Below are 18,811 nucleotides of genomic sequence, written 5' to 3' on the forward strand. Positions count from 1 at the left end.
TATGATGTTTCACACTCATCGCCCGCGGACTCCACCGGCGACCAGGGCCACCACCTGGCTGCGCGAGGTGAAGCCCAGCTTGGTGAGGATCCGCTGGACATGCGTGTCGACCGTCCGCAGCGCGATCACCAGAGCGTCGGCAATCTCCCGGTTGGTCTTCCCGGTGGCCAGCAGCTCCGCGATCTGACGCTCCCGTGGGGTCAGCGGCAGGTCGTACAGAACTGAGTCCCCGGCTGACGCACCGGCCACTGGGATCGCCTCGACCTCCCCCAGCGCCTCGGCCATCAGCTCACCCAGGGGCATCTCCCTGCCGCGGGCGGAAACGGCGGCGTACTCCTTGCCCAGCTCGTCCCGAGCCCGCAGTACGTAGTACTCGTGCCACTCCCGCATCCCCGGGAAACCGTGGTAAGCGGGCCCGAAGTCCTCAGCCCGGGCCTCGCTCGCCTCCAACAGGAGGGCGCCACGCCGGGCTTGGCCGCTGTCCATGGCTGCCCAGGCCAGCAGCTCGACCGCCCAGACCACGCCCTGCAGGTTGACCAACTCGCGCTTGCGACGCAGGGCCTCCCGAGCCAGCTCCTCCGCCTCGCCGACGCGGCTGGACAGCAGCGCCTCGAGCGCGCGGAAGACCAGTGCCCAGGAGAACAGCAACTCCTCGCCGCGGGCGGCGCACAGCCGTGTGGCCTCTGCCAGCACCGCGTGTGCTCGGCCTAGATCGCCCCGGCAACAGTAGGCGAGGCCCAGATTGATCAGGGCATCGGCGAGGAACGGGAGACTGTCCGGGCGGCCCCGCTCTTGGGCGATCCCCGCCTCCAGGTGATCGATCGCCGCATCCACGCGGCCGTCGAACAGCTCGGCCACGCCCATCGTGCAGCGGGCGTGCGCGACACTCTCCTCGTCCCCTATTCGCTCGGCCAGACTCCGGCCCTCGCCCAGAAGCTCCCGTGCGGCCGGAATATCACCGTCAACGGCACTCAGGAAGCCATGCATCCACAGCGCCTGAGCCCGCTCGGGGGCCGACCCGTCCTCGACGTCCAGCAGCCGGCTCAGCCAGCGACGGCCTTCGCCAGGGACGCCGGAGCCGATCCAGAAGGTGAACAACGCCGCAGCCAATCGCAGCCCGGTGCGAACGTTGGCCGGATCGCCCAGCGATGTCTCCAGCGCGGCCCGGACGTTCGCGTGCTCGCTCAGCACTTGCGCGTGCAGCTCCCGTTGGCGCGGGCCGAACCAGCCCAGCCGCACACGTTCGGCCAGGTCGGCGTACAGATTCAGGTGGGCCCGGCGGACCGCGTCCGCCTCGCCGGACTCCTTCAGCTTTCCGGCGCCATAGAGCCGGATGGTCTCGAGCATCGTGTACCGCGAACCGTCGAGGATCACCACGGACTTCTCGACCAGCTCGAACAGGGCGGGGGCGACGGCTTCAGGCGGCAGCCCCGGCCCGGCACAGACCGACGTCACCGCGGCCAACGTCGCGCCGCCCCGGAACACGGAGAACCGAGTCCAGAACACGCGGGCCTCGGAAGTGCAGAGCTCATGGCTGTAGTCGAGATTCGCACGCATCGTGGTGTGGCGCCGCGGGGCCGAGCGGGGCGCCGGCGGGTCCGACACCGGGTGAATCAGCATCGACTCGACCGACTGCCATCGGCTCCCGGCCGCAGCCAGCTCGATGGCCAGCGGCAGGCCATCCAGCCGACGGCACAGCTCCACGACCTCACCCTCGTCCACCTGCCCGGCCGCGACCTCCGCGTTGAGCGCCCCGGCCCGCTCCAGGAAGAGCGCGACCCCGTCGTAGCCCGCGGCGGCGCCAGGCGGGATCCCGGCCCCCACGGCCGGCAAGGCCAGCGGCGGCACCCGGTAGAGCGCCTCGGCATCGATCCGCAGCGCCGCCCGGCTGGTGGCCAGGACGTGGAGGTGCGGGCACCGGCTCAGCAGCCGGGCCACGAACACCGCGACCGGCTCGGCCAGGTGCTCGCAGTTGTCCAGTACCAGGAGGACACGGGCGGTGCCGATGCGGGCGGCCAGATCCTCCACGTCCCCGCCCGGGCTCCGGCCCGGGTCGATCCGGGTGAGCATGGTGGGGGCGAGCAAATCCGGCTGGGAGAGATCGGCCAGAGGGACCATCGTGGCGCCGTCCGGGAAGGCCCTCCGCACGGTCCGAGCCACGTGCAGGGCCAATCGGGTCTTTCCGACGCCGCCCGGGCCGGTCAACGTGACGAGGCGGGAGCGGGTGAGCAGTTGCTTGACCTCGGCCGCTTCGGCGTGGCGCCCGATCAGGCTGGTGACGTCCGCAGGCAACTGCTCCCGCCCACCCAGCTCGTTGCGCGCCATCGTCCGCTACCCTGCCTCTGCGTGACCGGGGTCACATGCGTAGTCGATGTCGGCAATTCTACGCATGCGCTACGTCGTCCCAGCTCGGAGTGTGGACGGTCACACCGACACGACGACGTGGAGGACTGCAGATGACCTGTCGCACCCGGCTCAACGCCGGACACGGCCGACGACGGCACGCCCGCTGCTCCCGATCCGGCCGTAACTCCACCCCTTCGGCCTCCCTGCACCACGCCTCGCCCGGCCCCGCCGACCTGGTGACGCGGGTCGCCGCCATCGTGCCGACCCCGGGGGACGCCCTGTGCGCCGACGACCATGCCTGGGAGGCCTTCAGCGCCTTTCTGGACGAGGCCGCCCGGTTGGTGACCGACGTCCTGGGCCATGCCGGCACCCGGACGTTGCGAGGTCTGCTCAACTCCTCCCTGGGTGAAGACGTCGTGACCAGGCTGCTCATCGAGCGCGCGCTCACGAGGCTCCAGGACGGCGACCACTGACCCGCCTTTAGCCGCCGAGGGGATTCTCACCCCTTGACCGGCTCGGCCCCCTCCCCCAGCACCCCAGCCACCACCGTCTGCTCGGTCCTGTCGGCTACGGTGGTCCACCGCGCTTCACCGTGCCGTCAAGCGCCCGCTGTCCCGCCACGCATACCTACCAGGCGGCCATCAGCATCGACGCCCTCTGGGCACAAGCACCTAGCCCGTAGCTTCATGGTCTTGCCCTTTAGCCTTCTTGTCGTGTCGCATATCGTGCGTCACTATGCCTCCAATGAGGTTCAATCCATATTGGCAACACGATTGGGAGTCTGATGACCGACCTTGCCCTCGACGACCTGCGTGCCCGTTACCGACGTGACTACGACCCCTACGCCGACAGGTCCATCGACGAGCAGCTCGCCGAGCTGGCCGACCGCCGGACCGACAAGCCGGTCAGCTACTCCGCCCGCGGCAACGGCTGCTGGGTGCTGACCGATTACGACGACGTCTCCGATCTGCTGCGCCGCAACAACCGCGGTGTGATCAGCTTCCCCAACGAGCCCGACGGGCTGAATCTCTCCGGCGCGCGCGAAGCTCAGATCCCGATCGAACTCGACGGTCCTGGGCACCGTCAGGTCCGCCAGGTGCTCGACCCGCAGTTCGCCCCCAAGAAGGTCGCCGAACTCGAGGACCACCTGCGCGAGCAGTGCAACCGTCTGATCGACGCCTTCATCGAGGACGGCAAGGTGGACTTCGTCAAGATGTTCGCGGTGCCGTTCCCAGGCGCGACCGTCCTGGCCATCATGGGGTGGCCGGGCGAGGACCTGGAAATGATGAACGGCTGGGCCGACGTCCTGCTGCATGGTGTCCCCGGGGGCACGGAGGAGGAGAACAACGCCGCCCGCGGCCGAACGCACCAGGAGTTCGCCGCCTACATGGCGAAGAAGATCCCGCAGTGGCGGGCCGCCCCTCGCACGGACGACGTCATGTCGGTCATGCTCGACGCCGAGATCGGCGGTCAGAAGCTCACCGACGACCAGCTCTTCGACTTCTCCGTGCTGATGATGATGGCCGGTCTGGACACGGTGCAGAGCGTCCTGGCCCGCTGCGCGCGCTACTTCGCGCAGCACCCGGACCAGTGGGAGCGCATGTTCGAGGACGCGGAGCAGGTGCCGACCGCGGTGGAGGAACTGTTGCGCTGGGCCACCCCGCCGGTCCCGACCCGCACGATCACGGACGAGCACCTGGAGATCCGCGGCATCAAGATCCCCAAGGGCGAGCGGGTGCACGCGCCGCTGGGCTCGGCCAACCGCGATCCGAAGTACTACCCCGACCCGGATGAGGTGATCTTCGACCGCCCGGCCAAGCCGCACCTGGCCTTCGGCGTCGGTACCCACCGATGCGTCGGGCTGCACCTGGCCCGGCTGGAGCTGCGGATCGCGTTCGAAGAGCTGCACCGCCGAATCCCCCGGTTCGAACTCGACCCCGACGCACCCGCCCCGCATGAGCACCTCGGGCTGGCCTGGGGCGTCAACGACGTCCACCTGCGCTTCACTCCTGGGCTGCGAGAACTGTCGTGAGTGCCCCGGCCGGGGAGCCGATCCAGGACACCCGGGAGCGGCTGCGCCGGGACTACGACCCGTACGCCGGCGTGCCGATTCAGACCCAGTTGGACGACCTGGCCCGACGGCGGGCCGAGCTGCCGTTGAGCTGGTCCGGCCGGGGTAACGGCTGCTGGGTCCTCACTGAGTACGACGACGTCTCCGAGCTGCTGCGGCTGAACAACCGGGGCGTGGTCAGCTTCCCCAACGAACCGGACGGCATCAACGCGGTGGGCACCCGTCAGGCGATGATCCCGATCGAGATCGACGGCTCGGAGCACCGGCAGTACCGGCGCTACCTGGACCCTCAGTTCGCGCCCAAGAAGGTCGGGTTGCTCGAGGACCACCTGCGAGAGCAGGCCAACCGGTTCATCGACGATTTCATCGAGGACGGTCGCTGCGACTTCGTCGATCGCTTCGCGCTTCCCTTCCCGGGGGCCACGGTCCTGGCCATCATGGGCTGGCCGTTGGAGGACCTCGAGAAGATGAACCGCTGGACGTCGGTCCTGTTGCACGGCGTCAGCGGCGGCTCGCTGGAGGAGAACGCGGCCGCACGGGGCCAAGCGCACGTCGAGTTCAGCTCGTACATGCTGGAGAAGATCCCGCAGTGGCGGGCCGCTCCGCGCAAGGACGACGTCACCTCGGTGATGCTCGACGCCGAGATCGACGGCCGCCGGATGGACGACAACAAGCTGTTCGACTTCTTCGTCCTGATGATGACGGCCGGACTCGACACGGTGCAGAGCGTGCTCTCGCAGACGGCGGTCTACTTCGCTCGTCACCCGGAGCAGTGGGACCGGATGTTCGAGAGCCCGGAAACGCTCGAGCCAGCCATCGAGGAGCTTCTGCGTTGGGCGACTCCGCCAGTGCCCACGCGCACGGTCGCCGACGACGCAGTGCGGTTCCAGGGGATCGACATCCCCCCGGGCGACCGGATCCACGCCCCGTTGGCCGCGGCCAACCGCGACCCGAAGTACTTCTCGGATCCGGACGAGGTCGTGTTCGACCGGCGGCCCAAGCCGCACCTCGCCTTCGGGGTCGGACCGCACCGCTGCGTCGGCCTGCACCTGGCCCGGCTGGAGCTGAAGATCGCCTATGCCGAGCTGCGCCGGCGGATCCCACGGTTCGAGCTCGACCCGCACGCCCCCGCCCCCAAGGAGCACCTCGGGCTGGCCTGGGGCATCGAGGACGTCCATCTGCGGTTTGCCCCCGGACCTCGCGAGCGGTCCTGAGCGACTCCGCTACAGAGGTTCCTCTCATGGTGTTAACATAATTACGCAACGGTAAGAACACTAAAGCAACATTGGTGCCAGGGCAGGAGAATCTCCGTGTCGAAGTCGCAGTCCGCCGTCACCACGCTGGATGCCCTGGTCGTGGGGGCCGGCATCTCCGGCATCTATCAGCTCTACACGCTGAACCAGCGGGGCGTGGACGTGCGGATGATCGAAGCGGGTACCGGGGTGGGTGGCGTCTGGTTCTGGAACCGCTACCCCGGTGCTCGCTTCGACTCCGAGAGCTACACCTACGGCTATTTCTTCTCCCCTGAACTGATCGAGGAATGGGACTGGAGCGAGGAGTACGCCGGTCAGCCGGAGACCGAGCGCTACCTCAACCACGTCGTGGACCGGTTCGACCTTCGCCGGTTGATCACCTTCGAACAGCGGGTGGTCTCGGCCGAGTGGGACAGCGAGGCAGAACGGTGGACGGTGACGACGTCCTCCGGTGACGTCTGGAAGCCCCGCCACCTCGTCACCGCGCTCGGGATCCTGTCCGCGCCGGCCTTCCCCAGCGCCCCGGGGCTGGAAGACTTCCGCGGCGAGTGGGCCCACACCGGGCTCTGGCCGGACGAGGGCATCGACTTCACCGGCAAGAAGGTAGCCGTGATCGGCACCGGCTCCAGCGGTGTCCAGATCGTCCCGCTGGTGGCCAAGGACGCCGAGCAGCTGGTGGTGTTCCAGCGGAGCCCCAACTGGTGCACGCCCATCAACAACTTCGCGATCACCCCGGAGCGGATGGCCGACATCCGGAGCCGGATCGGCGAGATCTGGGATGCCACCCAGCTGTCGCCGTCCGGCTCGATGCACCGGCCGATCATGGAGTCCTCTCTGGAGATGGAGGCCGACCAGCGGCGGTCCCATTTCGACCGTCTCTACGACTCCCCCGGCCTGATCATGGCACTGGGCAACTTCCGCGACGTGGCCCTGGACAAGCGGGCCAACGACAACGTCACCGCCTACATCGCCGAGCGGATCCGGGCGCGGGTCCACGACCCCGAGCTGGCGGAGCGACTCATCCCCAAGGACCACGGCTTCGGGCAGAAGCGGCCACCGCTGGAGAACGGCTACTACGAAGTCTTCAACGAGCCCCATGTCTCGCTGGTCTCCACCGGCGAGGAGCCGATTGTCCGGTTCACCGAGACCGGGATCGAGACCGTCCACGGTCACTACGACCTGGACGCCATCGTCTTCGCCACCGGCTTCGAGGCGGTGGTCGGCTCCTACAACCGCATCGACATCCGCGGTCGCGACGGCCTGGCCCTGCGCGACCACTGGGAGGCGGGACCGCGCACCTATCTCGGCCTCACCGTGGCCGGCTTCCCCAACCTGTTCCTGGTCGGCGGACCGCAGAGCGTCACCGGCGTGATCCCCCGGGCCACGGATTTCCAGGCCGACTGGGTGGCCGCCACGGTGGCCGGGATGCAGGAGCGCGGCGAGACCGTCGTGGAGCCCACCGGGGCCGCCGAGGACGAGTGGATCGACCACGTCAACGCCGGGATCCTCGGCACGATGCAGGAGACCGCCGAGTCCTGGGCGTTCGGGTCCAACGTGCCGGGTCGCAAGCGGGCCTACCTGCTCTACGCCGGAGGCCTCCCCCAGTACCGCGAGCGGGTCAAGGCGGCCACCGACGACGGCTACCGCGGCTTCAAGTTCTCCTCCTGATCAGGTCAACGACGAATGGAGAGGCATTAGATGAGCACTAGAGCAGCGATCCTTTGGGGCATCGGGGAGAAGTGGAGCGTCGAGGACGTCGAGCTCGCGGAGCCCGGTTTCGGGCAGGTGCGGGTCAAGGTCCACGCGACCGGCCTGTGCCATTCCGACGACCACGCGGTCACGGGCGATATGCCGACCCCGCTCCCCTTGGTCGGCGGGCACGAAGGTGCCGGCGTCGTCGAGGCGGTCGGGCCCGGCGTCACCCGCGTGGCGCCGGGCGATCACGTCGTCCTGATCTTCCAACCGCCCTGCGGCTACTGCCGCAACTGCGCCCGCGGGCGGTCCAACCTGTGTCTCAACGCCTCGCTGCAGGACTACGGCGCCTCCAAGCCGTTCAAGGCCCGCGGCCAGGAGGTCGCCGCCACCGGCGACCTGGGCACCTTCGCCGACGTCACGGTCGTCTCCGAGCGCTGTGTCGTGAAGATGGGCAAGGACATCCCGTTCAACGTGGCCTCCCTGCTTGGCTGTGCCGTCACGACCGGTTGGGGCGCGGCCGTTTACCTGGCTGAGGTCGAGCCCGGCGACAATGTCGTGGTGATCGGCAGCGGGGGTGTCGGCATCAACTCCGTGCAGGGCGCGAAGAACGCCGGCGCCAACCTCATCGTCGCGGTCGACACCGTCGAGTTGAAGCGTCAGAAGGCCCTCGAGTTCGGCGCCACCCACGCGGTCGCTTCGGTCGAGGAGGCCAAGGAACTGCTGGCCGAAAACACTGACGGTCGTATGGCTGACGCGGCGATTCTCTCGGTGGGTGTCGGTGACGCCAGCAAGCTGGGGCAGATCGTCGACCTCACCGGTCCGGCGGGCACCACGGTGGTCACGTCGGTCTCGCCGTTCGCCTCCACCACTGTCGACCTCAACCTCGCGTTGTTCACGCTGAGCCAGAAGACCCTGCGCGGCAACGTCTACGGTGGCGTCCAGGTACACCGGGACATCCCGCTCCTGCTCGACCTCTACCGCCAGGGCCACCTGAAGCTCAACGAGTTGATCACCAGGACCTACACCCTGGACCAGATCAACGAGGGTTACGCCGACATGCACGCGGGCAAGAACATCCGCGGTGTGATCGAGTTCTGAACCACAGCACGGAGAAGGGCCCGGCGGTGACCGCCGGGCCCTTCTCCGTGAGTTCTGTTCAGTGGGTGGGAGCGGCGGCCAGGTCGTCAGTGAGGTGCTTCAAGTAGAAGCCCATCCGCTTCGGCAGGCCCAGGAGGAGGACGCCGACCAGTCGGCCGTCCCTGCGGTAGCCGATCGCGGCCTCACCGGAGAGATCTCCTTCCAGCACCTCGACGTCGGTGGCCAGGGCGGGTTGGCCCAGGGCACGGATGCTCACGGAGGCCTGATCGGACCAGAACGTGGGCACGGTGCCGAACGGCTTCTCCGGAGGACGGCCGGTGAGGTCGCCGACCAGTGAGGCCGCAGCGTACAAGCTGGTGTCGACGGCGACCTGCCAGTGCTCGATGCGCCGAGGCGTCGCGTCGTAGAGCGCGTTGGGGAAACGCGCGACGTCACCGACGCCGACCGTGCCCTTCCGGCCGCCGAGCCGGAGGAACTCGTCGCAGACGACGCCATCGGCCAGGTCGAGTCCGTTACCGGCGAGCCATTCGGTGGCCGGCTGCAACCCGATCGCTTCGACGACGACGTCGGCCTCAAGCCGGGTGCCGTCCGACAGCACGACGCCACCCTCGTCGACCGAGACGATGCCCGTGCCGAGATGGAAGTTCACACCGGCGGCGGCGTGCCGACGCCGCAGTTCCGCACCGACGAGCGGCCCGAGCGGAGCAACCATGGGCAGTTCGTCGATCGCTACCACCGAGACGGCGCAGCCGCGGGAGAGCGCGGTACCCGCTACCTCGCAGCCGATGAACCCAGCACCGATCACGACCACCCGGGCGCCCGGATGCAGTCGTCCGGTGAGCGCCTGGGCATCGTCCAGCGTGCGCAGTACGGCCGTGGGGCCATCAAGGGATCCCGGCAGGCGCCGCGCGCGGACGCCGGTGGCGGCCACCAGCCCTTGGTAACAGAGCACGGTCCCGTCATCGAGGGTGACGGAGCACCCGTCAAGGTCGGAGGCGACAGCCCGACGCCCCAGCCGCCACTGCAAAGGATGTCCGGAGTCGCGCCGACGTAGTTCGACGCCGGCGTGGTCACCGCCCTCGAGCAGCAGCTTCTTCGACAGCGGCGGACGCGTGTACGGCATGTGAACCTCGTCGCCCACGATGGTCACCGGACCATCCCACCCGTGACGGCGCAGCCCTTCAGCCGTGCGCAAGCCAGCCAGGCCGGCCCCGACCACGACGATTCCAGCGTCGTCGGCGACCATCGCCTCAGCCCTTTCGCGCCCGTGAGACCAACTGGCCCACGATCACATTGCGCTGAATCTCATTGGTGCCCTCGCCGACAATCATCAGGGGCGCGTCACGGAAGTAGCGCTCGACGTCGTACTCGGTCGAGTAACCGTATCCGCCATGCACGCGCACGGCGTCGAGGGCGATCTTCATCGCCGTCTCGGACGCGAACAGTTTGGCCATCCCGGCCTCCATGTCGACCCGGCGGCCGGCGTCGAACGCACGCGCTGCGTAGAGCGTCAACTGACGTGCGGCCTCCAGGCTGGTGGCCATGTCGGCCAGCAGGTTTCCGACCGCCTGGTGCTTCCAGATCGGCTTGCCGAAGGACTCACGCGTCTGCGCATAGGACAAGGCATCCTCGTAAGCCGCCCGCCCGACACCGAGCGCCCGCGCCGCAACCTGCAACCGACCCGTCTCCAGGCCCTTCATCATCTGTGCGAACCCGAGGCCGGGCACGCCTCCCAGGAGGCTGCTCAGCGGAGCCCGATAGTCGTCGAAGACCACCTCGCAGCTCTCGACGCCTTTGTAGCCGAGCTTGGGAAGGTCTCGCGAGACGGTCATCCCCTCCCCGGGCTCGACAAGCAGCACCGAGATGCCCTTCGAGGCCGGCTGCGCGGTCGGGTCGGTCTTGCACAGCAACGCGGTCAGCCCGGCCCGGCGGGCGTTGCTGATCCAGGTCTTGGCGCCGTTGACGCGGTACTCGCCATCAACCTCCTTGGCGCTCGTCCGTAGCGCCTGCAGGTCAGATCCGCCTTGCGGTTCGGTGAGCGCCATCGTCGCTCGGACCTCCCCCGTGGCCAGGCGCGGGAGCCAGGTGTCCTTCTGCTCCTGCGTACCGAACTGGTTGAGGAGCTTGCAGACCACCGTGTGGCCGCCCATCGCGCCGGCCAGACTCATCCAGCCACGGGCCAGCTCCTCGGTGACCAGGACGTAGCACTGCATGCTTATCGCGACGCCGCCGTACTCCTCAGGCACCGCGAGCCCGTAGATGCCGAGCTCCTTCATCTGCTCGATCAGCGCCTCGGGGTAGACGTTGCCGTGCTCCAGCCGCTGCACCACCGGCTTGACCTGCTTGTCGACGAAGTCGGCGACGGTGCTGACGACGACGCGCTCATGCTCGTCGAGTGCTTCCAGGTGACCCATGGGTCCTCTCCTCTGACGGTGTCGGTTCAGACAATGCCGGCGCCGTGCAGGCGGGCGATCGCATCGGGGCCAAGGCCGAGCTCGGCGAGCAGAGCGTCGGTGTGCTGGCCCAGGTCGGGCACGTTCCCCATCACCGGCTCGCTCCCGACCAGCCCGATCGGGGGCAGCAGCGCCTGGAACTCCCCACCGGGAGCCTGAACCTTGCGCCACCGGTCCCGCTCGCGCAGCACCGGATGCTCCAGGAAGTCGGTGACCTGGTTGATCGGCGCGTTGGCGATTCGCAACTGGTCCAGGCGCTCGGCCACCTCCTCGCTGGTGCGCCGAGCGAAGGCATCAGCGATGTACCCGTCGAGCTCGACACGGTGCGCGACACGGTCGGGACCGGTGCGGAACCTGGGGTCATCGGCCAGCGCGGGATCGTCGAGGAACTTCTCGCAGAACGCCCGCCACTCGACGTCGTTCTGGATCGAGAACAGGACCTCACGCCCGTCGATGGCCCTGTAGGCGCCATACGGCGCGATGGTGGCGTGGTGAGTGCCGAGTCGAGGCGGCTGGGCCCCGGTGAACTCCGTGTAGTAGGCCGGCTGACTCATCCACTCGGCCAGCGAGTCGAACAGCGAGACCTCGACCGGCTGAACCGCACCGGTTGTAGCTCGGGCCAGCAGCGCCGTGAGAACGCCCGAGAAGGCATACATTCCGGCCGCAATGTCAGCCACGGAAATGCCGACCCGTGCTCCCGAGTCCGGGACACCCGTGATCGAGACCAGGCCGGTCTGACACTGCATGAGCAGGTCGTAGGCCTTTCGGTCGGCCCACGACCCGGTGCTTCCGTATCCGTTGACGGCGCAGCGGATCAATCTCGGATTGAGCGCGGCCAATACATCGACGCCGAAGCCGAGCCGGTCCACCGCGCCCGGACCCAGATTGTGCACGAAGACATCAGCCCGGGTGAGCAGATCACGCAACACCTCGCGGCCCTCAGGCGCCTTGACGTCGAGGGTGAGTGACTCCTTGCCACGGTTGAGCCAGACGAAGTAGCTGGACAGCCCGTGGACGGCGCGGTCATACCCGCGGGCGAAGTCACCACCTCCGGGCCGTTCGATCTTGATCACCCGGGCTCCGAGATCGGCCAGCTGCCGTGTCGCGAACGGAGCCGCCACGGCTTGTTCCAGGCTGATTACGGTGACGCCATCAAGCGGTCGCGTGTCGAACATGACTGCCACACTACATCATTGTCGTGGTCCTACTATGGTGTAGTAGCCCACGTCGACTATTGGAGGAGTCCTGCCCAGGACCACTGACCCATGGTCCCGCTCCCGTGCGGTCTTCCCTGTGCTCGCGCTCGTCGTGATCGCGGTGAACCTGCCGCAGTCCGTCGTCGTTCCCGTGCTGTCGGGACTCCAGGCCGACTACGACACCGACCAGGTCACAACAACCTGGCTGATCACCGGCTTCCTGCTCTCCTCAGCCGTGGCGACTCCCCTGCTTGGACGGCTCGGCGACAGCTACGGTCAACGTCGGATCCTCGCTGTGGTGCTCCTGGTGCTCGCGCTCGGCTGCCTCGGCTCCGCCCTGGCGACCACTATCGAGTGGCAGATCGCCATGCGGGCCGTGCAGGGAATCAGCGGCGGCGCCGTTCCAGTCGCCTTCTCGGCGCTGCGTGCGGGAGTACCCCCGGAGCGACTCAGCTACGGAGCGGCGGTCCTGGCTACGGTGGGTTCCATCGCCTTCTCGGTCGGGATCGTGCTGGCAGGCCCGATCCTGGTCGAGATGGGTCGGACGGCGCTGTTCCTCCTCCCGATGGGCTTGGCGGTGGTCGCCCTGGTCGGCGTACTGCTGGTGCTGCCGCCGTCAGGTTCCCACGCTCCGAGCAACGGTCGGTTCGACGTCCTGCCGGTGATCCTCTTCGCCGGCGCCCTGGTCTGCGCGTTGCTGGCGATCAGCCGGAGCAGCCTCCTGGGCTGGACGTCGCCGATGGTTCTGGCCCTTGCCGGCGCAGGTCTCATCCTCGGCCTGGCCTGGTCCGATCAGGAGCGGCGGGCGCGGGTGCCATTCGTGGACCTGCGCATGATGCGTCTTCGAGGTGTCTGGACCGCGAACCTGGTGGCCCTCCTCGCCGGGGTCGGGCTGTTCGGGTGCGCAGCCGGGCTCCCTCGGCTGATCCAGGCACCGCCGGACAGCGGCGTCGGGATCGGTGCAAGTCTCTCGGAGGTCGGCCTGCTGATGTCGCCCATCGCGCTCGCGGCCTTCCTCACCAGCTTGTGCACCGGTCGGCTCTACCGCCTGTTCTCCTCCCGCAGCCTGCTCGTTGCGGGTGGCCTGATCAGCAGCGCGTCTTTCGCCGGAGTGGCCGCCTGGAACGGCGAGTGGTGGATGATCGCCGGCTGGTGCGTCGTGCAGGGCATCGGCAACGGGTTGATCCTTTCCACCGTCGCGGCCGTGGTCGTGGCCTCGGTGCCTGCCGGTCAGACCGGAGTGGCGAACGGCATGAACACGAGCATCAGGACGCTCGGTGGCTCACTTGGGGCGGCCGCCACAGCAGCCATCCTGACGGCGTACGCGGGGCCCGCAGGTCTCGACGGAGCGGGTTACGTCGCCGCCTTCGTCGTGCTGGCAGCAACCATGGCACTCTCCGCCGGAGCGTCCTTGCTGATCCCCCACAACGGCGCTCGGACTCCCGGTCCGGAACCGGACCCCGTGGTCAGCGACGCCGGTCTGGCTGGGCCGACGACGACGCGCCCGGAGCCGGGGTGATCCCGGCCTGGGCTCGCAACTCCTCCAGCTTGGCACGCGCCAGCACGAGACGACCCGCGTAGTCGTCACGCTCGGCCGCGATCCGCTGCTGCTCAGCTGTCAGTTCCTGGATCACGGCGGGCGTCCCGCTCCCCGCCAGCTCACGAAGCAGGTGCCGGGCCAGCACATCGTAGTCGACCTGCAACCGGCCGGCCGGGGTCTCCAGGACTCCCGAGGGAGGCTCGCCCGAGCTGGCGGGGAGGCCGACCGCGGTGATCCGGTAGGTCCGTTTGCCTCGGATCTCCCGGATCAGTTCGCCGTCACGCTCCATGGCCGCGAGGAGCTGGATGAAGGCTACGGAGGAGCCCGCATAGCCGACCGCTTCCTTGAGCACCTTGGTGGCCAGGCCGTGCCCGTCCTCGAGTGGACCGTGCTGCACGAGGTACTGCTTGATGCGGGCTCGAGCCGTACGATCGCGCGCCATCGCAATGAACCTTCCCGGGCCGTCTGTAGTCGTGCCAACATGGTAGCCGAGCACGATTAGAGGAGCATCCATGGAAGCGGGCGAGGAAGAGCGTCACGGGCTTGTGCACGGCCTGCGGTGGGGAGTGAAGAAGTCCTTCGTGGACTACGTCCGCCGGATGCCCGACGGCAAGGGGTCGGTCGGTGACGGCGCGGTGCCAGTCGGGACCGGGGACCTCTTCTACGAGCACGACGCCGGGAGGAGCGGCGCCGGGGTGTGGGCATTCCGTGGCGACGTCCGGTTCAGCGGGCACTTTGGAATGCTGTTCGTCCGCGTCGCCAACCCCTGGCTGGAGATCGACGGGAGCAGCGTGGTCCTGAGTATCGAGGATCCGCAGGCTCGAGAGGACGCGCCGCGCGTGCCGCTGGTGACGGGAACTCTTCAGCGTCTCGGCGGCCAGGACGGCACCGAAGTCTGGGGCAGCGACGACGTTGCTCTGACGGCCGAAGGCGTCGCGCTGTTCAACGACGTCTACGCCGAAGGTGAACCGTTCGAACCTCTGGTGGTCCAGCTCCCCTTGAGCCGGGCGAGCTGATCGTCGAGCATCGGTGCCACCACCGGATCGGTGAACACCACATCGCGACCGGCCCGGACTCCGTCGAGAGCGAGCGCGGCGACAGTGTCCGGGCTCAAAGCGGCGCTCAACCCGTAGTCGGCGAAGGGATCGTCGGGTGGATCCTCACGGGTGCGCGCGAACCGGGACGGCCGGACCTCTTCGGAGTTCCCGATGTTCGTGCGCACCGCCGATGGTGCCAGCACGGTCACACCCACCTGGGTCCCGGCCAGCTCCAGGCGAAGCGTGTCACTCAGCCCGACGACTCCGTACTTGGCCGTCGAGTAGAGCGCGCTGACCCGATTCGGCACGTACCCGTTCATCGAGGCGGTGTTGAGCACATGGGCCGCCCGGCCTGAGGCAACCATGCCGGGAAGGAACTCCTCGACGCCGTGGATCGTCCCCCAGAGGCAGACGCCGAGCACCCACTGCCAGTCCTCGTGCGTCGCTGTCAGCGCGTGGCGCGGTGTGAAGACGCCGGCGTTGTTGCAGAGGAGCTGGACTCCGTCTGGTGCCCATCGTGCCACCGCGCGGCCGAGGTCGGCGACCTCACTCCGGCAACTGACGTCGCAGGTGACGGCGAGTGACCGGTGACCCGTGTCCGTCAACTCGTGTACCAACGCCTCGACGTCGTCGCGCCGGACGTCCACTGCGACAACTCCAGCGCCTTGGCTCGCGAGCTGCCGGGCCAAGGCCTGTCCGATGCCGTGGGCGGCCCCCGTAACTACGGCGGTGACACCGTCGAAGCTGCTCAGGGTCATTCGTGCACCCGAAGGGCTCGGGCCAGAACCGCGGTCTCCTCGGCCAGGTAGCGCCGGGACACCGAGGCCCCGGGGGCGGAGCTGAACGCGGCGTGAAAAGCGCCCGGAAAGCGGTGTACCTCCACGGGTACACCGGCCTCGGACAACGCGGCCGCGTAGGCCAGGCCCTCGTCGGCGAGAGGGTCGAGTTCCATCACGGCCACATAGGCCGGAGGCAGACCAAGCAGCTCGTCTGGATCGGCCCTTCCGGGCGCCGCGAGCACGGGGACGTCATCCGCCCCGGGTGTCAACGCCCCCAGGTAGTGCCGCCAGCTCACCTGCCCGACGGCGCGGGTCCAGATCGGGGTGTCCTCGAATCGACGCATGCTCGGAGTGGCAAGCCGGTCGTCGGTAATGGGGACCGAGAGGAACTGGAAGCACAGGTCGCCGCGGGCCTTGAGGGCCAGGGCGGCCGCCAGGGCGCCTCCCGCGCTCACCCCGTGAACCGCCACTCGGTCACGATCCACTCCGAGGGTGTCCGCCACCTCGAGGAGCCACCGCAGAGCCGTCGCACAATCCTCCAGCGGAGCCGGGTATGGATGCTCCGGCGCCCGCCGGTAGTCGACCGACGCCACCACCACGCCCAAGTCGGCGGCCAGTTCGGTCATGCGCGCGTGGCTCGTGTCCGGGGAGCCACTGACGAAGCCACCACCGTGGAGATGGAGCAATGCCGGCCGTATCCCTGCCTCATTGGGCCGGTAGAGACGGATTCGGGAACGGGCACCTTCTGAAACGACCTCTCGGTCCTCGACCATGAGTCCTGTGGTGTCCACCTGAGCCGCCCGAGCCGCACTTGTCGCGTCCGAGTCGGCCCGGAACTTCTCGTAGTTCACGAAGTCCACTGCCGGAAGCCGTTCGAGCACGTCCGCGAACTCGGGGTCGAGCAGGTCACGCCACCCGGTCATCGAGCCTCCTTACGCCGGAGTCCATACGTCCCGAGCGGCCGCCCGAGCTTGAGGATCAGCCACTGCAGCGTGATGCTCCCGTCGAACTGGGTAACATTCCGGCCGGACGAATGCTTGAAGTAGTTGTTTGACGTCGCCCACACCGTGCGGCTCAACCGCCGCTGCATCCACACGTTGTAGGCGGCACACACCCACGCGCGGGTGTCGACTGCGCTCAGGCCGCGGCGAGTCATGCGCCGCAGGTCGGCCACCACCCACGCGGCCTGCATCTCGGCCTTCCAGAACACGCTGACGGCTCCTGAGCCATTGGTGTTGGGCCCGAACAGCAGGTAGAAGTTCGGGTAGCCGGGCACGGTGACGCCAGCGTGTGCGAAGGCGCCTTCGCGCCAGGTCTCGCGCAGTCGGCAGCCTCCCCGACCGAACACGTCGTAGGTGGCCAGGTAGTCGGCCGCCGTAAAGCCCGTGGCCGTGACGACCACGTCGACCTCGTGGTGCACGCCAGTGGCGTCGACGATGCCGGTCGGGGTGAGCGAGGCGACCGGGTGCGGGACCAGGTGGACGTCGTCGCGGAGCAGGGCCGGGTAGTAGTCGCTGGAAAGCACCACCCGCTTGCCCTCGAACGGATAGTCCGGAGTGACGGCCGCCCGCAGATCCGGCCGGTCGGCGAAGGTTGTCTCGACATAGCCGCGTGCGAGCTGCTCCATGGCGTGATTGCGCTTGCTTCCGGCGTGGTAGCTGGGGCGGCCGGTGAGATTGTGCCACTCCTTCTTGACGACCTCACGCGTGCGCATCAGCCGGCGGTACCAAGGACGGGCCCAACGCCGAAGCTCGAAGTCGTCGTAACGCCGGTCCCCCTTGGGCAGGACCCAGCCTGGCTCACGCATGAAGATGTGGACCGACTCGGCGACCGGGGCGATGGCCGGCACGATCTGCACCGACGAGGATCCGACGCCCACCACCGCCACACGGCGCCCGCTCAGGTCGACGTCGTGCTGCCACTGCTGGGTGTGCATCACCGGGCCACGAAACTCCGGCAGGCCCGGCCAGGTCGGGTCGTTGGGGTGGCTGAGCAGACCCACCGCGCTCACCAGCACGTTGGCGCGATACGTCGCGCCTGCGGCAGTGGTGACCGACCACTCGTGGCCACGGTCGTCCCATCGCGCCTCGGTGACGCGGGCGCCGAACACGAAGTGCGGCTCCAGCCCCTGTTCCTTGGCTACCTGTTCCAAGTACTCGAGGACCTCGTCCTGAGTGGCGTGAGTTCGCCGCCAGGGGTGGGTCCGGAAGCCGAACTGGAAGATCGTCGAGGCGATGTCCACGGCGGCGCCCGGATAGGTGTTCACCCGCCATGTGCCGCCCAGGCCGTCCTCGGCGTCGAGGATCCGGAAGTCGTCGATCCCGGCCCGCTTCAGCCGCACGCCCATGGCGAGCCCGCTGATGCCGGCTCCGATGACGAGGACACGCAAGGCGATTCCCTTCGTTAACGATCTGACATAACTTTGGAATAACTAGAGAAAGGTAGCAACTAGACATGGGACGTGTCAGCGGCAAGGTCGCCTTCATCACTGGTGCGGCACGAGGGCAGGGACGGGCGCACGCGGTTCGGCTGGCCGAGGAGGGGGCCGACATCATCGCGATCGACCTGTGCGAGGACGTGCCGGAGATGACCTACCCCGGCGGCACCGAGGAGGATCTGGCCAAGACCGGTCGGCTGGTCGAAAAGACCGGCCGTCGGGTCGTGACGCGCAAGGCCGACGTCCGCAGCCTGGACCAACTGCAGTCGGCGGTGGACGCAGGTGTGGCCGAACTCGGGCGGCTGGACGTCGTCGTGGCGAACGCGGGGGTGCTCACCGCCGTCGGGCCGTTCGACCGGATGAGTGAGGCCGCGTTCATGGACACGATCGACATCAACCTGACTGGTGTCTGGCGCACCGTCCGGGTGGCGATGCCGCACCTCAGGGCATCTGGGGGCGCCGGATCGATCATCCTGATCAGTTCGAGCGCCGGACTTCGAGCCTCCCGCCAGACGTCGCACTACGTGGCGAGCAAGACCGGCGTCGTGGGGCTGATGAAGGCGATGGCGCTCGAGCTGGGGCCGGAGATGATCCGCGTCAACAGCGTCCACCCGACGCAGGTCGACACCCCGATGATCCATAACGAGTTCATGTACCGGCGGGCCCGGCCCGACCTGGAGAACCCTGGCCGTGACGACTTGGCCGCCGCCTCGCTGTCGCGGATGGCGATGCCCGTGCCGTGGGTCGATCCGGTGGAGATCTCGCACGCGGTGGTCTTCCTCGCCTCGGAGGAGTCCCGGTACGTCACCGGCCTGGCGATGACCGTGGACGCCGGGATCAGCATCGCTTGAGCCCTGTCGCCTGTCATGCTCGCTTGTTATGCTCGCAGTCTTGCCTTTATCTAAT

Annotated in this window: 16 protein-coding genes; 8 read left to right on the forward strand and 8 right to left on the reverse strand. The window is 68.3% G+C overall.

Annotated elements, in window-relative coordinates:
• Positions 1–15: 15 nt before the first annotated feature.
• Positions 16–2,325, reverse strand: coding sequence for an ATP-binding protein (locus tag CTZ28_RS22205; RefSeq protein WP_121891427.1), 2,310 nt, complete (start codon positions 2,323–2,325; stop codon positions 16–18).
• Positions 2,326–2,456: 131 nt separating this feature from the next.
• On the opposite strand from CTZ28_RS22205, the gene CTZ28_RS22210 reads away from it, so the two are divergent.
• From CTZ28_RS22210 to CTZ28_RS22230, 5 genes are all read left to right on the forward strand, one after another.
• Entirely contained in the window at positions 2,457–2,819 is a 363-nt protein-coding gene (locus CTZ28_RS22210) for a hypothetical protein (protein ID WP_121891428.1), read from the forward strand.
• A gap of 311 nt (positions 2,820–3,130) precedes the next feature.
• Positions 3,131–4,378, forward strand: coding sequence for a cytochrome P450 (locus tag CTZ28_RS22215; protein WP_121891429.1), 1,248 nt, complete (start codon positions 3,131–3,133; stop codon positions 4,376–4,378).
• Positions 4,375–5,631, forward strand: coding sequence for a cytochrome P450 (locus CTZ28_RS22220; RefSeq protein WP_121891430.1), 1,257 nt, complete (start codon positions 4,375–4,377; stop codon positions 5,629–5,631). Before CTZ28_RS22215 ends, CTZ28_RS22220 begins: the two co-directional genes overlap by 4 nt.
• 96 nt (positions 5,632–5,727) lie before the next feature.
• A complete protein-coding gene (locus CTZ28_RS22225; RefSeq protein ID WP_220795377.1) occupies positions 5,728–7,338 on the forward strand; it encodes a flavin-containing monooxygenase in 1,611 nt (536 codons plus the stop codon).
• A gap of 30 nt (positions 7,339–7,368) precedes the next feature.
• A complete protein-coding gene (locus CTZ28_RS22230) occupies positions 7,369–8,463 on the forward strand; it encodes an NDMA-dependent alcohol dehydrogenase (RefSeq protein ID WP_121891431.1) in 1,095 nt (364 codons plus the stop codon).
• Positions 8,464–8,521: 58 nt separating this feature from the next.
• Here the strand turns inward: CTZ28_RS22230 and CTZ28_RS22235 are convergent, their stop codons facing one another.
• From CTZ28_RS22235 to CTZ28_RS22245, 3 genes are read right to left on the reverse strand one after another with little or no spacing between them, the layout of a single operon-like run.
• Positions 8,522–9,709: an NAD(P)/FAD-dependent oxidoreductase gene (locus tag CTZ28_RS22235; protein ID WP_259471738.1), complete on the reverse strand. Its 1,188-nt coding sequence runs from the start codon at positions 9,707–9,709 to the stop codon at positions 8,522–8,524.
• Between the two features lie 4 nt (positions 9,710–9,713).
• On the reverse strand, positions 9,714–10,877 hold the full coding sequence (locus CTZ28_RS22240) for an acyl-CoA dehydrogenase family protein (protein WP_121891432.1): 1,164 nt from the start codon (positions 10,875–10,877) through the stop codon (positions 9,714–9,716).
• 26 nt (positions 10,878–10,903) lie between these two features.
• Positions 10,904–12,091 (reverse strand): CaiB/BaiF CoA transferase family protein, encoded by a 1,188-nt coding sequence (locus CTZ28_RS22245; protein WP_121891433.1) that lies wholly within the window; start codon positions 12,089–12,091, stop codon positions 10,904–10,906.
• Between the two features lie 118 nt (positions 12,092–12,209).
• Between CTZ28_RS22245 and CTZ28_RS22250 the strand changes: the two genes are divergently transcribed.
• A complete protein-coding gene (locus tag CTZ28_RS22250; protein ID WP_121891434.1) occupies positions 12,210–13,631 on the forward strand; it encodes an MFS transporter in 1,422 nt (473 codons plus the stop codon).
• On the opposite strand, the gene CTZ28_RS22255 is transcribed toward CTZ28_RS22250, so the two are convergent.
• Positions 13,579–14,094, reverse strand: a complete 516-nt coding sequence (locus CTZ28_RS22255; protein ID WP_121891435.1) for a hypothetical protein — start codon at positions 14,092–14,094, stop codon at positions 13,579–13,581. The genes CTZ28_RS22250 and CTZ28_RS22255 overlap by 53 nt on opposite strands.
• Positions 14,095–14,164: 70 nt before the next feature.
• Here CTZ28_RS22255 and CTZ28_RS22260 point away from each other — a divergent pair, with 70 nt between their 5' ends.
• Positions 14,165–14,668: an HtaA domain-containing protein gene (locus CTZ28_RS22260; RefSeq protein ID WP_121891436.1), complete on the forward strand. Its 504-nt coding sequence runs from the start codon at positions 14,165–14,167 to the stop codon at positions 14,666–14,668.
• Here the strand turns inward: CTZ28_RS22260 and CTZ28_RS22265 are convergent.
• The 3 genes from CTZ28_RS22265 to CTZ28_RS22275 are packed head-to-tail and all read right to left on the reverse strand — an operon-like array spanning position 14,605 to position 17,857.
• On the reverse strand, positions 14,605–15,447 hold the full coding sequence (locus CTZ28_RS22265; RefSeq protein ID WP_121891437.1) for an SDR family NAD(P)-dependent oxidoreductase: 843 nt from the start codon (positions 15,445–15,447) through the stop codon (positions 14,605–14,607). The two genes, CTZ28_RS22260 and CTZ28_RS22265, sit on opposite strands and share 64 nt — an antisense overlap.
• The gene (locus tag CTZ28_RS22270; RefSeq protein ID WP_121891438.1) at positions 15,444–16,391 is read right to left on the reverse strand and encodes an alpha/beta hydrolase; all 948 of its coding nucleotides are present in this window, start codon (positions 16,389–16,391) and stop codon (positions 15,444–15,446) included. The genes CTZ28_RS22265 and CTZ28_RS22270 overlap by 4 nt, the downstream gene beginning before the upstream one ends.
• Entirely contained in the window at positions 16,388–17,857 is a 1,470-nt protein-coding gene (locus CTZ28_RS22275) for a flavin-containing monooxygenase (RefSeq protein ID WP_121891439.1), read from the reverse strand. Before CTZ28_RS22275 ends, CTZ28_RS22270 begins: the two co-directional genes overlap by 4 nt.
• Positions 17,858–17,922: 65 nt before the next feature.
• Between CTZ28_RS22275 and CTZ28_RS22280 the strand changes: the two genes are divergently transcribed.
• A complete protein-coding gene (locus CTZ28_RS22280; RefSeq protein ID WP_121891440.1) occupies positions 17,923–18,756 on the forward strand; it encodes a mycofactocin-coupled SDR family oxidoreductase in 834 nt (277 codons plus the stop codon).
• The last annotated feature ends 55 nt before the right edge of the window (positions 18,757–18,811 follow it).

It is taken from the genome of Streptomyces shenzhenensis, from assembly GCF_003688995.1.
Taxonomy (GTDB): Bacteria; Actinomycetota; Actinomycetes; order Streptomycetales; family Streptomycetaceae; genus Streptomyces; species Streptomyces shenzhenensis_A.